This window comes from Micromonospora sp. NPDC047670, from assembly GCF_043204915.1.
Taxonomy (GTDB): domain Bacteria; phylum Actinomycetota; class Actinomycetes; order Mycobacteriales; family Micromonosporaceae; genus Micromonospora.
The window spans coordinates 500431-514460 of sequence record NZ_JBIDDA010000001.1 but is presented as its reverse complement, the minus strand read 5'-3'; the positions used below and the strand labels follow the sequence as shown (position 1 = coordinate 514460).

Here is a 14030-nt window from a genome sequence, read left to right as displayed (position 1 = left end):
CAGAGGAGCACCTGGAGGTGACGCTGGACCGCCATCTGCTTCCGAGGCGGCTCTGAACGCCCGCCAGGGCTTTCCATCCGAAGCTCCGGGAAGCCAGGGCCCGCCGACCACTTCGTCCCGAACCTGGGGGCGCAGCATCATCAGGTGGGGTCTGGCGCGGTTCCGTCCAGCCAACCACTGCGGTCGTGTGTCAGGCGTTGATCACTTCTGTTGATCGGCGCCGTCAGGCGGTGAGTCGCTCCATGGGATTGGATTGACCCTCCCGAAGCTCCGGGAGCCTGCGCATGATCTCAAGGAAGCAGAGAACGAACGCCTGCCGGGCGTCGTATAAGTCGAGGCGCGAGACTTTTCCCTCATGGACCGTCTCGCTACGCGCAACGTAGAGGGCTTCGACCGATGCTTGATAACGCCTGGTGCCACGCACACCCCGTAGTAGGGTCTGTGTTCGCATCACTAAGCGGGCTTTTACGCCGCCTTCGAATCTGTCAGTTAGCAGCATTTCAAAGGCGGTCGCGAGACTAATGACGGCTGTCCAGTCGTCGCGGCCGGGCTGAAACGATCTTCTAAAAAAGGTCACTGCCTCCATGATCTTGCGGTGCACGTTGCCGATCGTGCTATTTCGCATGCCCACGCTGTGCCTAAGGTAGCCAGCAAACAACTGCTCCAGAGATGAGAAAATCTGCGCGCTGCGGGCACTTTCGCGTCGAAAATATCGCGGGTCAATATCCACTGCCAGGCCAGCCAACTCTCGGGCCTCACTACTGCCGTGGATCGGTACCGATTCTCCCCGAAGAACCTGCTCATGGCCGCCAGCCAAGACAAAGTAGTGGTTGACGTCGGTGGTCTGCCAGTTGTTGATCGCTCCCGAGCTAAAAAACCACCCCATGTCGTCCTTGCGGCGGCTTTGCATAGCTGCCATCATGACAACGCTCGCTGTAATGACCTGCAACCGTCCCAGCGTTAGAAATTCGTTCTCGTTGTAGTAGCCGGCGATGGTAGCCATGCGAGCGATCAGAAGCGGATTCCTCTCCAGCCAGTCGGCACTGCGGCTTTCTCGCCAGTGCTGGATCAGAGATGGATCCAAGTGCTTGGTCACTCCGAGCTGGGTTCGCGCGCCGTCAATAAGGGAAATGGTTCGTTGAAGGTTGTTGGTCTGGAGCGTTATGACATACCCGGCACCGGGGCGTACGAGCGTATAGGTGGTCCCGCGGAAGGGCTGTAGTAGCCCGGCGGCGAGCACGCCGAAGGAATGCAGAGGGAAGATCACCAAACCAGGAGCGTTTCGCTGGCTTCGACGAAGTCGCTTCAACACCGACGTGACTGGGTCCGAGTCGCCATTCTTGACTGCATCGAAAAGTAGCTCGTCCAACGTGTATAGGCCGACGCCAAGGCCACGCTGCCACAGTTCTCGCGCCAGTCCGTTTCGGACGTTTTCCAAGTGGAAGCTGATAGCACGAACGTCCTCCTGGATCTCGTCGCGAACGAGTTCTACTGCGAAATCGTCGAGGTATTGGAACCGTGCAAGATCCTCGGCGTGGCTGGTAATGTACGCCACCGAGCCGGCGACAGTGAGCTTCTTGATGACCTTTTCCGCCTGGATCTTAGCGGAGATACTTCCGATCGGCTCCAGTTGGCTCACGTGCTTGCTCCTCAGGGCGACCAAATTTTAGGGGTGTCCAGGCTGCTTTACACGTTCGAGCCGACCCGGGTTCTGGTGCCAGGGCGAAGGTGTGTGGGCTCCTTGCTATGCGCGCTGAGGCCGCCCATCGAGGTCGGTGAACGCGTTCACTTTTCCCGATGGCATCAGGTCTACCGAGCTCCACCGCCGGAGACAAGATGCGTTCGGTCGAAATCTCCGGCGACGAGGTGCCGCAGCTGGCCCACCCGCCGGCAACCTCTGATCCGTAGCTCCGGGCGGTGCGGTCTCCTACGGCCGCCTCCGACGTCGGACAGCTCCTGGTCGTCGGGTGGCAGCCATGCCGGCTCGATCGGTTGCTGCACTTCGCTGCTGTACTGCTCGGTCCCGGTCAAGGGGTCAGGCAGGGCCGGCCGGAGCTCCCGACCACTTCGTCCCGCACACGGGTGGGCGGCCACCGCTGGATGTCGTCCGGGCCGTCTTACGCTCCCAGCCAACGCGCCTTCACTGTCTCGTGTCGCCCCTTAGCGTTCGCTGCTGGATCGCTCGCTGCCTCCTGGCTGCGGGGAGGCTTCATGGGCGGTGTAACCGTCCCTTGCGGACAATCACGTACCCTGCTAGCATCTGCCGCAGCAGCCAAGAGCATGCGGTCTAATTGCACAACGACACTTCCATTCCCATAGACTTGGGATAAGTGTGTCTAAATATTGTTAGTCTCGCTTTCGCGAAAGACACAGTGAATCCCCATGGGATAACTGTGTCTTATTTGTTTTTGGGACTCTTACCTGTAGGTAGGGGTCCTTTTTGTTGCCAAACATCGGTCCCGCGTCCTCGACTGTGTGGCCTTCTTCGTTGCCAAGGAAAGGAATCGTGATCTAGTGTCCGATCTTGTACTCTTCGGTCTCTTCGTGCTGGTTGCATGGGTTGCAACGCTGCTAGCGCTGGTCGCCCTCGTCCTTGGCGTAGCCAAGCATGCGTTTACCAAGGCCAGATCGCAGGATGTCCCGGCAGTGCTCGCTGCCATGGTTCGCTTCACTGCAGCTATGCCCTGGCTCGGACAACTGGGCAACCTGGTCCGAGTAGCGGCCCGCGTGCAGGCTACGCAGGCCATCCCGGCACCACCAGTCCAACTACCAACGACCGCCAACGAGCCGCAACTCATACAAGGCGCTCCACAATGAACGTCAGTCGTCGCGGCACCCATCAATCTTGTCAGTCTGCTGGCTTGCGGTCTCTGCATGAGTGGGCGGACTTACGGAGAGATCGCGGGTATCCCCGTCGAATCGGCGTTCCTCAACCGGGCACAGTTGGCTGCCTCGGTGGAGGTACACCAGCCCTGCCTACTTCGCGACAGTTGATCGTTTGGGTAGGCGCGGGGTCGCGGTGTGTGGTGACGCTGTGGGATGGTGCTGCCGTGAGTGAGACGGGGCAGACCGAGGCGGTGACGGTGTCGCCGGAGAAGCCGGACCAGTGGCATGACTTCCGTCGGGGCATCGCGCTGTTGTCGATGGTGCTGTTCTTCTTCTGCGTCGTCGGCCTGGGGTTCCTCGTCTACCAGCTGGTCGCCGCAAATGGCGGGGACGTGTTCGACGGCTGGTCGTTCATCCGTTTCCTGTCAGTTGCGGTGCCGCTCGGCGTGGCTGCGGTGATGGGCTTGGGCGTCTACCGAGCGACCGGTAACGCAGAGGCGAAGCGGCGCGGTCGCGTCATGGGTGTCGCGCTGCTGGTCGCCGCTGTCCTGCTGGTCGTGACGGGTGTGATCGGGGATCGGTTGTCGTGAGCTTCTCCGTCGAGCCCGGCGCCCTGGAGCGGGCCGCCGGCCGCATGACCGACGCCAGCGTCGACGCCCAAGCCGCGAAGGCGTACATCACCAAGCACACTGACATGCCCTGGTACGGGCAAGGACTACTCAACGAGGCGTGGCCGGCGCATCAGAAGCTCGTCGACGAGATGACCAAGCGGCTGAACCACCTGGTGGAGCTGCTGGACAAGTCGCGTGACGCCCTGCAACACACAGCGGACTACTACCGGCGGACCGACTCGCGCAGCGCTGGCCGCCTGGACGCCACCTACCCGGCTGTCGACCGCGGGGAAGACACGATGTCCGGGGAGCGCACCGGCGCCAGGAGCTACCCGTGATCGAGCCGACCGACTTCCTCCGCGAGCCCGCCCAGCCTGACCCCTCGATCTCCCGGGGCTTCGCCAACCCGATCGGCATCCTCGACGCCATCTCCATCTCCCACTGGGTCAACCAGGTCATCAAGGACGTCGCCGGCTACGACGTCATCGGCACCATTACCGCCGCGTTCGTCGGGGACTGGGAGAGCTTCTACAAAGCCGGAGACGCCTACGGCAACCTCGGCCAAAGCCTGCAAGCCCTCGGCGGCAACCTCATCGAGGTCTCCACCCAGATCGACCAGCAGTGGGACGGCCGGGCCGCCGACGCCGCGTTCGTCTACTTCCGCAAGCTCGCCGCCGCCACCGCCCAACAGAACGTCGTCTTGGCCCAAGTGCAGGACAAGTACCACGAGGCAGCCCGCGCCATCTGGCTCCTGGCCGACATGGTCGGCGGCCTCATCAAGATGATCATCGACAAAGCCATCATCATCGGCGTCAGCGCCGCAGCAGGCACCGCCCTCATCGAAACCGGCGTCGGCGCCGTCGCCGGATACGGCATCGCCACCTGGCAAGCCATCGAACTGGTCAAGAAGGTCAACGACGCCGCCCTGAAGATCCAAACCGGCGGAACCCTCATCCTCGGCTTCTTCAGTTTCCTCAAGACACTCGCCGAACAGGGCGGCGACCTGTCCAAGATGCCGCTCCCGGATCAGCCCTACACCAGCCCGGTGCCCGCATGACTACCGTCGACCACGAGCCCGAGCGGCAGTTCCTCGACATCACCGAAGGCAGTCGCGGCCTGGCCAAGCTTCTCCACACGAGCCTACGCCGACTCAGCGACGGCGTTGCCGGCGACGACCTCCAGGAGATGGCCCGCGACATCCTCGCCGGCCACACCGACCTACGCCAAATCGCCGCCAGCGACGCCTACGGCAGCCATCTCCTCGACCGCTTCCACCACTTCCGAGAGTGGGAACAGAGCCTCGACCCAGAGGAACGTGAACGCATGGGCGTCCAGACCGCCGAGACGTCCGGCCGCCTGGACGAGGACCAGTAGGGCAGCGCGGCCCCCGCCTTGCAAAGATCAAGACGCTTGTCTGCCTGCGTCGGTAACTGCCGTTGACCTGCTCGCGGTGTCGCCCACCGTCGATCCTGGACCATGACCGTCGGCGGGCTTGGCTGTACGAATGGCTGTACAGCCAATCCGACATCCGGGTTAGGCCATCGCGTTGTGCAGTAGGCCCGCCAGTGCGATGCCCACAGTCATACCTGGGACCAATCCAGCAGCGTGCCCGACGGCAAGGCCAACTGCAGCTGAGATCGCAATGATCACTGTCCAACGGAGCGGCAACCTGGTCCCGCCGGGAGACGCCTCATTGGCGCCTCGATTCTCGCGACGTACGCTCGACACGGTTCGGTTCCTCCTGCATCTGCTGTCACAGAGCACGAACGCCGATCCTGGCCTCCGGGAGTGCTTTGGCCGGCGATCCCGGAGGCCCTTCTCAACGCGGGTGCTTGCCGCCATCTGGCTGCGAGGGCAGCGTAAGGCGGACTAGTGACAGCGGTCGACCACGTCGGTGGACGAACCTCGGGACACCCTGTGGACACCGGGGGACGACGCCTGTGGACACCGGTTCGGGCTCTGGACCAGCTAGCCGACAGGCGCGTCCGACCTGCGCCAACAGCCCTGCGGAGTTCTCCGGGGCGCCTCTTCGCCAGGCTGGTAACGAAGTTGTGCAGGCTGTCGTTGGCCTTGCATAGAACCCATTCCAAGGCTAAGACCTCGTCGCATGTTCCACCGTCTATGGGCGCTACTGGTCATCGCTGGCTGTCGTCTGACCTCCAGGAAACGCCCTGCCGTCCTGGAGGTGCCCTGATCCTGGGTCCCCACTGATCTTGGCGACCGGGCTATGCCCGAGAAAAGGCAGTCGTGCGACTGGCAGCGACGACCTAGCCTCATCGACGGGAAACGTTGACACGAGGGTGGGCGGCAGATGCAGGCGGTAGATCAACTACACATCGAGCCTGAGGTCATCGAGCGCTTGCGTTTGGCGCTCAAAGGCTTCGCCCCAGCAACCCCCGAGAACGTGCGGGTAAGGAGCGGTCGGGGCCATCGCATTCGAGTACCGCCCGAGACCCTCCCGCTCGCCCCACTTCCGTACCTGGTGCTGCTGGCTATCGGCTGCAAGAACTTGGGCCGTGGCGAGAAGTTGGCATGGGCAGTTCCTTTTGCTTTCGAGGGTGCGTATTGCGAACTCTCCAGCGAGAAGTTTGGGCTTCGACTGTTCATCGACAAAGAGGCGGCCGGTGACGCGTCGGAGGTGTCGGCTATTGCCGGTCGAATTCTTTCGCGTTTAAACAAGGGACAGCGGCTACTTGATGCACGGGTGCTGCGTCCACTCGCGATGGAGGAGCTGCGTGCTGGCCGTGTCATTCTCAGGAATCAGTACTACCAACTGCGCGAAACCTACGAGTACTTTCGTGAGGGGGCGCAGCTTGCCTACGCGGGCAAGGGTAGGGCGAACCGGCCTAACCGAATATTCGCCGTAGAGGCTGAGGCTTTCCACAACACCATTGCGATGGTCGGCGCCTATTTTAGCTTGCTGGAGCACTTGCTAGTGATGGTTACGCCGTTTCTTAATAACACGCTGCTCGGACAAGATCTACTGGACCTTATTGGCGACAAGTGGTCGACGAAGTTCAGAAAGACTCTTGGCGTTGACGATCCCATCGCTAAGCGCTTCCATGACGAGTTCCGTCGCATTTCTGAGGAATACCGCAATACTTTCGCTCATGGCGGCTTCGACAAGTCGCGAGCCACGATGGGATTCCGCATCCCAGGCGTTGGCTGGCTGCCCGCAATGTTGAGCGATATTCGAGATAGCCCGCACTTCAACTTTGTGCCTGCCAACCAAACTGACTATGGCAAGATATGCGCGTTGTTTGATGAATTCGATGGATGGGTGGAGAGTGTCGCCGCCGTGCACGGAATGATTTGGGTGAAGGCGGGTCTCGACGTCCGGTTCGACGAAGAGTTCCGCGCAGACCTCTTGCGCTCCCTTGATGACGACACATATATGGAGTTCGTGGAAAGCACCTCGGACCTGGTCGACCTGCACACGAATATGGATTACTGATGAGTTGGTGGTGGCCGGTACGGCCCAGTCTGCCGCGCGTCGAGTTCATGCAAGCGCAACTCGAAGAGGCCAAGGATTTACTGGAGCGGGACAGCGTCGCCCATGATCGGCTTGCTTTTATCCTGCTCGACAACGCTGCCGAGGTCATGATGTTCCGCAACGTCGAGGCCCTCTTGTTCAGCAACCCATTGTACGAGCGACTGCTTAAGCAGTGGGAGGCGGCGATTGAGGCGGCCGACACCCCCGAGGCGCGGTCGCATCGTGATGAAATTAAGGCAAAGGTTGTATCGAAGACGAAGCGGGCAAAGATCGAGAGATCGTTCGACGCAAAAGCCGATTTCCTTGTGGATAATGGCCGCCTCGAACAGACCGCTGCCACCGTACTAAAGAAGCTCCATCGATATCGAAACGAACTGTATCACCGGGACCGCATCCGAAGCCTGACCGTTCGTTCTGCCGCTCAGCTCTATTTCTCGTTGGCGGTCTCACTTTTCGAGCGTGGAGACAAGTACCCGATTGGCGAACCGATCATCATAAGAACCATGGAGCAGTTAGACGCTGTCCGCCGGGGAGAGGATATCCGGCCGGAGCCGAAAGAGCGGGTAGTCACGCGAAATTTGCGCTTCGGGATGAGTATTGATGAAGCCGGCCTTAAGGGACAGTTGGTCGCCCATCTGGCTAGCCGACTCGATGAAATCGACGCCGGCATTGAGTGGGTCTCGGAAACCCTTGGCTTTCCGCCCCATGTAGTCGTCAACCTCGCCCAGGTTCACGAGAGTCAGCTGCCAGAATCGCCTCGGCAGCTAGTGACGATGAAGGTTGATTACAATATCCAGCACCTGGCGCGATGGCGAGAAGCTTTAGGTGGGCTTCCCAAGTTAAACGGGGAAATCGAACTGTTCGCAGCCTTTGCTGATTTAGAGGATGAGTTCGAACCCTTTGAGCGGCAAATCAAAGGGCTGGTTGACCGACTCGACTACGAGATCGAGTGGGAGGCGGAAATGATGCGGGACCGATAAAGCCCCGCCAACTCCTGCTGCCATCCCGTCTGCCGCCGACCCACACACCGTGGAGCGGGCCAGGGCCAGGGCGACAAGGTGGAGCGCCCTACCGGACGTACGACCTTGTCGCCCTGGCCCTGGTCTGCTCGGCTTGCCTGGGTCGGTGGCTGGCGGGATGGCATCCCACCCCCACCACCCACGACCGCAACCGTTCGGCAACTCCATCCTGGAGTCGTTGCGCCCCCGCCGGAGGCAGCTCTAACCCCAACCCCGCCCCACCCTCCGCCCTCCTCCTACCTCTACTCCTTTCCCACCTCGGACCCATGAGCGGCCTGACGGATTCCGTTCGGCAACTCGATTGGCTGACCGTCGACCGGTCCGCGGTGAGACGTCACCAGGCTGGAAGAGACGGAAGGTAGAGGCTGTCGCATGGTCCCGGTCAGTCCCGGGACTCGTCACCGGGTCCCTTCACGGACCCAGGGGTGACGCGCGGGGCGGGGCGTGGTTTGCGGGCCGGCTGACTTCCCGCCCCGGCGCCGTAGGCGGCCGGGGCGGCGGCTCCGTCAGGAGCCGGTTGCCGCGCCCCGGCCCGCGCCGCGCGGAGCGCCTTGATCTTTACAGAGAGTGTTTCGGCAATCCAGCGCCAAAGACGTCAGGGGCTTCTATGTGCTGACGCTGATCGACCGGCGGAGGCGTTCCACTGCTGTATAGATCGGTTGCTCGGGGCCGGGCCGGCTGGGACGCCATTCCACGACGACTGGGCGGACGGCGTTGGCCAGGCTGGCTACGGCTTCCTCGTTGCCCGGGTCGGGTAGTCGGTCAAGCGCATCAATCGCACTGACGGTGGTCTCGTAGCGATGGCTGTTGACTGGGGTATTCCGCCAGCCTCGGTGGTCTCGCCATTCCTGCACGCGCTCCCGTACCTCGGCGGCGGCTGATCGGATCAGGTCCGCCCGTTGTCGAGGGGTGAGCGCTGCGGGGTGCGGTCGGTCGTCGGTGGGTTCTTGCGGCGGCGTGTCGGCGTCGCGCATGGCGGCGATCGTACCGGCGCTCTGTCCAGAGTCGATCACGTCCGGGAGGCTGGCGAGCGGCGGTCAGCCGGCGGCAGGGTTCCACTCCTGGGCGAGGATGGAGTAGAGCAGGGAGTCACGCCATGCGCCGTTGGTATGGACGTGGTCGCGTAGCCGGCCCTCGTACTGCATGCCGAGCCTTTCGGCAACGGTGTGAGATGCGGCGTTGTCGGGGCCGATGGCCGCGGTGATGCGGTGGAGCTTCAGCGTCTGGAACCCGAAGTCGACGATGGCGCGGGCCGCATCGGTGGCGTAGCCGCGGCCCCAGTGGTCGGCGCCGATTGCGTACCCGAGCTTGGCGGCCCGGTGGCCGGTGAGGCCGAGCCGCGCGAATCCGATCATCCGGTCCGTGGCGTCGGCGACGGCTAGGTAGTACTCGGTGCGGGGGGTGTCCTGGGCGCGCTGGATGGTGCCTTCGACCATGGCGACGGCGGCGGCCTGGTCCCGGCTGTCGAAGGAGAGCCACTGAGTGACGCGGTCGTCTCCGACGATTGCCCAAGCGTCGGCCGCGTCATCGGAGCGCATGTCGCGCAGGGTGATGACGCGGCCGGGAATGGTGATCGGGTCCATGTCCCCGATGGTGCCCTATCGAGGAAGGGCGTTGGCCGGGGCGTGGGTGAAGTGTTCGATGCCGTCGATGAGGTCCTGGGCGTCGTTAGCGTGGCCGGCGCGGGTGATTGCCTGGTGGACTCGGCGCACCGAGTGAATGATCCCGTTGATGCGCTGGTCGGCGGGCAGGTCGAGCACAGGCGCCAAGGCGTCGGCGGCGGCGTCCAAGTCGCCGTTGGCGACGCGGGCGATGGCGAGGTTGGCGTGTGAGCCGGCCTGGTCGCCGAACGCCCACGCGGGATCGTTGGGGTCGGCGTACGCCTGGGCGGCGCGGAGGGCGTAGCGCTCGGTGCTGGTGGCCTCGCCGGGGAGCCAGGCGAGGGCATCGCTGGCGTAGTAGAGGGTGCGTGGCTGGTTGAAGGTGCAGATGCCGCCCATCTCGTCCATCTCGTCGGGGCGTACACGCGACCAGGCGTCTTCGGCCTCGGTGATGGCGGCCTTGGCCTGCTCGGCGTTGCCGAGGGCGGCGTACGCGCGGGCGGCGCTGGCGGGCAGCCAGACGGCGGAGGTGCCGCCGGCCTGGGTGGCGTGCTCGCGGCCGGCTTCGGCGTAGCGGACCGCCTCGGCGTAGCGACCGGCCCAGTAAGCGACGAGGGATTGGAGGCCGCGCAGCCACGCCTGTAGCCCGGGATGGCCGGCCTGCTCGGCGCAGAGAACGGCGGTGCGGGCCTGGAGCATGGCCGAGTGGGGGTCGGCCATGTCGTGGGAGACCCTGGCGAGCAGGCCGCTGGTGATGCCGGCGAGGAAGTGCAGGTCCCTGGACTGGTTCGGTGCCTGGCGGCGCTCCAGCAGAGTAAACAGGGTGTCCTGTGTCTCGACCAGGTCGGGCAGGACGTGGCTGACGGGTCGCTGAGGGTAGGCCAGCGCGAGGCGTTGCACGTCCTCGGCGAGCTGTTCGATGGCCGCCGGGCTGGTGGACTCGGCGGCGAGCATGGCGTACTGACGGGCGCGTTGTGCGGCCATGGCGAGGAGGTTCCTTTCCGGGCCGACGCCGGCGGTGTCGGCAACGAGGTGCCGGTCCGGCGCAGGGGTCAACTGGCGGGAAGCCCAGGGGCGCTGCAACTCATCAATGGATTTGCTGAACATGGCCTGTAGTGCCCGCCGGGTGGCGGGGGTCGATGAGGCCAAGTCGCGTTCGCCGCGTGCCAGCCGCCCGAGATGCCGGGCGCTGATCGCCGCCCGCGGGTCCATCCGGGAGAACTCGTCGGCCAGTTCCTCGTACGTGCGGTCACTCTGCTGGATCAGGTACTCCAGCATCGTGCGAGGTTCGCGGCGTTCTCGTGCCATCCGTCGCTGCCTTCCTGAGGGGCTGTCTCCACGCTCGCCCGGTTGAGGTCCTTCCGGCAATGAAGGTCCTCGTGGTGTCCGCTCGATGTCCGCCAGAGGTGTACTTGCGGGTCCTCGATCGGTCCCGCAGGTCCCGTGCAGTCTCTCCTACATGGACGGCTCACCCACCGCATTTGTGCATGTGCATTCCGCTAATGCCCATGGGCAACCGTGTCGGCGCGGACACCGGGAGGTGAGTTCAGCGAGGAGGGGCGCGGAACTCACCGGGGTCCCGGTCTTGCGATGCGTCGAGGGGTCGCGCCCGCAGCGGAGACCGCACAGGTCCTCGCCGTCCGCGCCGGCTGCGTGTCCCGCATGCGAGGGGCGGGGCTGGAAGATGGCCAGCCCTCGGCGCTCGCTCCGGGCTCCTGGCGACCCGAACCGGCTGCAACGGCGCGACTGTGCCGACTGCGCAGGCACCGGCGCACAGGGGCAGTGGGCGGGGCTGGCGGTCGTCGCCTGACGGTGACGGCCGCCGGCCTTCCAAATAATCACGCGCGTTCCGTCGCGTCCTGAGTTGGCCCGGGGCGGGTGCTGGTGGAGACGCGGTGTCGGCCGCGCTCAGAAGCCCGCCCGCCTCGGCGCCCCCGCCCCAATGCGTGGAAGGCAGGCGTTCATGGTTCCGAAGCCGGGAGACGTGCTGTACGTCAACCGGCAGGCGTCGGTGCAGTTCGGCGGTGATCGGGCGTTGATCTTCCGGGTCATCAAGGTCAGTGACCAGCCCACCTACTACGGCTGGATCTGGCTGACCGGCTACGTCATCGATCGGGCGGGCAGGGCTCTGGATCGCCGAGAGATCTACGTCCAGGAGGCGGGCCTCCAGTTGGCGGATCCGCCGCCGGCTGCGGTCGGCCAGCCCAGGAAACCAGCGGCACGTACGGCATGCCGGAACGCCCTGCGGCGGTGAGTACAGGTGTCTGCTCGATTGGAGGGTTCGATGGCAGTGGGAGTCTTTCGAGTGGCCTCGCGGCTGGTCCCGATGGGCCCGGAGCAGGTTCGCCGGCTGCGGTTCCGGCGTACGGGGTTTGGTCGGCGCGGCCTGGCCGAGGAGCACGTCTACGCGTTCTTGCGCCGCGTCGTCGACGAGCTGGTTGCGCGGAAAGCCGTTGAGGCCAGCCTTCGCGAGGAGAACGCCCGACTGAAGAACGCCCTCCGGGACTGGCAGGCCCAGTTCACACCGAAGCCTGGTCACTCAGTTGACAGCTCATGGACAGGAGTTCAAAGGCGCAGTTAGCCTGTTGACAAGCCAAGTTGCCGTCTGGGGTGAAACGGTGCCGATCGAGGTTGCGCCGCCGAAGTACGTGGTGATCGTCAATGCGGTGCAGCAACGCATCGAGGACGGCACCTACCCGCCGGGCTCGATGCTGCCCAGCGAAACCGAACTCATCCGCGAGTTTGGCGCATCCCGGCCGGTCGTGGTCAGGGCGTTGGATCTGCTGCGGCAGGGCGCCTGGATTGAGAGTCGCCAGGGCAAGGGCCGATTCGTCCTTGGTCGTCCCGGCGGTGCCGAGCAACGTTCGCGGGAACGCCGGTACGCCCTGCTGGACGACGACGAGCGGGCCGGATCGACGTTGTTGGCGGCCGGCACCGTTCCCGCTCCCCCACGAGCCGCTGTCGCCCTGGGGCTGGAGCCGGGAACACCGGTCGTGGCGCGTCGGCGCCTCATCACCGTTGACGGTCTCGGCCCGGTGGAGTTGGGCACGGCGTTCCTGCCCGTAGATCTGGCCGAGGGGACCCGCGTGGGCACCGATGACGCCATGCCGGAAGGACTGCTGCGGCATGTGGCGTCCCGCAAGCGGCTCAGGTTCGACCATGTGGCCGAACGCATCTCGGCGCGGCTGCCCAGCAAGGAAGAGGCTGCGCTGTTGCGGGTCGGCGAGAGCGATGCCGTGCTCACGGTGCTTCTGACCATCTGCGATCGGACCGCCAAGCCGCTAATGGCGCTGGACGTGCTGCTTCCCGCTGCGCGGCACGAACTGGAAGACGTATACCCGCTCGACTGACCTAAGTGGATTAGCCACTTGACAAGTCAAGTTGGCAGTCCCTACCTTCGATGCAACTTAACAAGTCAACTGGTCGAGTTGTCTTGTGGATCTGGAGGTCTCGCGTGGTTCCCATGACGTTGAAGGTGCCGGTCCCGTCCGAGTACGTGTTCCCTGCCGGGGCGCTCTGCCTCGGCGTCTCACCGCAGATCGACTTCGAGCGGCGCGGTGAGGCGGACAACCAGGCGCGGGACAAGGACACCGGCGAGCGGGTCTGGGTTGTCAGGGTGATGGACCTGGACCCGGAGGCCGGCAAGTTCGGTCGGTCGACCGAGGTGAAGGTCAAGGTCGTTGCGCCGCAGCAGCCGGTACCGCCGCCGTCGACCGTGCCGGGCTACCCGCCGGCGGTGGAGTTCGAGAGCCTGACCCTCACGCCGTACGTGGATTCGCAGCGGTGCAAGCCAGGTCGGACCTCGGGTGACTGCCGCTCCCGGATGGCGTACTCCCTGCGGGCGACCGCGCTTCGTCCGGCGTCGGCTGTGCCCGGTTCGGTGGCGGCCTGACCGGTCGCTGTTTGACGCGCGGGGCGGGTCGTTTCCCCGCCAAGAGTCCCGACCCGTCCCGCGCTCTCCCATCCCTCACCTTTCGAAGGAGGGCGTGATGCCCACCGTAGTTTCCCCTACCCTGATCGTCCTTATACCCCTGCTCGTCGGCGCGGTCCTGCTGCTCACCCGCACCCGCCTGGCCGGGCTGCGGCACGCCTACCGGGAGATGGAAGCCGCCCTCCGGTCGGCGCTGCGAATGCCGCCGGCTTCCGCTCGGGTGTGCGCCATTCGCTGCCCGCACTGCTGCCGGTGGGTCAAGCCGCGCCGATTCGACCTGCGGCGTATGTCGTGCCACTCGTGCATCGCCACCCTGGCCCGCCCGCACCGGGACGGTGACCTGTGCCTCTGATTAATGTCATTCCCGGCGACAAGATCCCCATGGCGCCGATGAACGTGCGCCTTCCGGCGTGGCGGGTTCCGGGTTGGCTACTGATGTTCTGGTGGCTGGCCCGGGGCCTGTTCCGCCTCACGGTGCTCGCGGTCCGGTACTGGTGGCTCAGTGGTCCGACCGTGCTCGCCCTGTGGATCCGAGCGGAGTTCGGCGAC

At 64.5% G+C, this 14030-nt stretch carries 15 protein-coding genes; 11 read left to right on the top strand and 4 right to left on the bottom strand.

The window, feature by feature from the left end; genetic code table 11:
- Positions 1–223 precede the first annotated feature (223 nt).
- Positions 224–1639 carry a hypothetical protein gene (locus ACGF7U_RS02435; protein WP_393102285.1) on the bottom strand — a complete coding sequence of 472 codons (1416 nt, stop codon included), beginning with the start codon at positions 1637–1639 and terminating at the stop codon, positions 224–226.
- 1411 nt (positions 1640–3050) lie between these two features.
- Here ACGF7U_RS02435 and ACGF7U_RS02430 point away from each other — a divergent pair.
- The 6 genes from ACGF7U_RS02430 (at position 3051) to ACGF7U_RS02405 (ending at position 7910) form a co-directional block, all read left to right on the top strand.
- Complete coding sequence (locus ACGF7U_RS02430) at positions 3051–3416, top strand: hypothetical protein (RefSeq protein ID WP_393102284.1); 366 nt, start codon at positions 3051–3053, stop codon at positions 3414–3416.
- Positions 3413–3775, top strand: a complete 363-nt coding sequence (locus tag ACGF7U_RS02425) for a WXG100 family type VII secretion target (RefSeq protein WP_393102283.1) — start codon at positions 3413–3415, stop codon at positions 3773–3775. The genes ACGF7U_RS02430 and ACGF7U_RS02425 overlap by 4 nt, the downstream gene beginning before the upstream one ends.
- Positions 3772–4494, top strand: coding sequence for a WXG100 family type VII secretion target (locus tag ACGF7U_RS02420; protein ID WP_393102282.1), 723 nt, complete (start codon positions 3772–3774; stop codon positions 4492–4494). Before ACGF7U_RS02425 ends, ACGF7U_RS02420 begins: the two co-directional genes overlap by 4 nt.
- Positions 4491–4811: a hypothetical protein gene (locus tag ACGF7U_RS02415; protein WP_393102281.1), complete on the top strand. Its 321-nt coding sequence runs from the start codon at positions 4491–4493 to the stop codon at positions 4809–4811. Before ACGF7U_RS02420 ends, ACGF7U_RS02415 begins: the two co-directional genes overlap by 4 nt.
- Before the next feature lie 937 nt (positions 4812–5748).
- On the top strand, positions 5749–6891 hold the full coding sequence (locus tag ACGF7U_RS02410; protein WP_393102280.1) for a TM1812 family CRISPR-associated protein: 1143 nt from the start codon (positions 5749–5751) through the stop codon (positions 6889–6891).
- Positions 6891–7910: a hypothetical protein gene (locus ACGF7U_RS02405; protein ID WP_393102279.1), complete on the top strand. Its 1020-nt coding sequence runs from the start codon at positions 6891–6893 to the stop codon at positions 7908–7910. The genes ACGF7U_RS02410 and ACGF7U_RS02405 overlap by 1 nt, the downstream gene beginning before the upstream one ends.
- 644 nt (positions 7911–8554) lie before the next feature.
- On the opposite strand, the gene ACGF7U_RS02400 is transcribed toward ACGF7U_RS02405, so the two are convergent.
- The 3 genes from ACGF7U_RS02400 to ACGF7U_RS02390 form a co-directional block, all read right to left on the bottom strand.
- Positions 8555–8923 (bottom strand): hypothetical protein, encoded by a 369-nt coding sequence (locus tag ACGF7U_RS02400; protein WP_393102278.1) that lies wholly within the window; start codon positions 8921–8923, stop codon positions 8555–8557.
- A gap of 63 nt (positions 8924–8986) precedes the next feature.
- Positions 8987–9532 (bottom strand): GNAT family N-acetyltransferase, encoded by a 546-nt coding sequence (locus ACGF7U_RS02395; RefSeq protein WP_393102277.1) that lies wholly within the window; start codon positions 9530–9532, stop codon positions 8987–8989.
- 15 nt (positions 9533–9547) lie between these two features.
- Positions 9548–10828: a hypothetical protein gene (locus ACGF7U_RS02390; protein ID WP_393102276.1), complete on the bottom strand. Its 1281-nt coding sequence runs from the start codon at positions 10826–10828 to the stop codon at positions 9548–9550.
- A gap of 685 nt (positions 10829–11513) precedes the next feature.
- Here ACGF7U_RS02390 and ACGF7U_RS02385 point away from each other — a divergent pair.
- From ACGF7U_RS02385 to ACGF7U_RS02365, 5 genes are all read left to right on the top strand, one after another.
- Positions 11514–11804: a hypothetical protein gene (locus ACGF7U_RS02385; protein WP_393102275.1), complete on the top strand. Its 291-nt coding sequence runs from the start codon at positions 11514–11516 to the stop codon at positions 11802–11804.
- A gap of 30 nt (positions 11805–11834) precedes the next feature.
- Positions 11835–12131: a DivIVA domain-containing protein gene (locus tag ACGF7U_RS02380; RefSeq protein WP_393102274.1), complete on the top strand. Its 297-nt coding sequence runs from the start codon at positions 11835–11837 to the stop codon at positions 12129–12131.
- A 37-nt stretch (positions 12132–12168) separates the two neighbouring features.
- Positions 12169–12900 (top strand): GntR family transcriptional regulator, encoded by a 732-nt coding sequence (locus ACGF7U_RS02375; RefSeq protein ID WP_393102273.1) that lies wholly within the window; start codon positions 12169–12171, stop codon positions 12898–12900.
- A 113-nt stretch (positions 12901–13013) separates the two neighbouring features.
- The gene (locus tag ACGF7U_RS02370; RefSeq protein ID WP_393102272.1) at positions 13014–13442 is read left to right on the top strand and encodes a hypothetical protein; all 429 of its coding nucleotides are present in this window, start codon (positions 13014–13016) and stop codon (positions 13440–13442) included.
- Positions 13443–13539: 97 nt separating this feature from the next.
- Positions 13540–13833, top strand: coding sequence for a hypothetical protein (locus ACGF7U_RS02365; protein WP_393102271.1), 294 nt, complete (start codon positions 13540–13542; stop codon positions 13831–13833).
- The last annotated feature ends 197 nt before the right edge of the window (positions 13834–14030 follow it).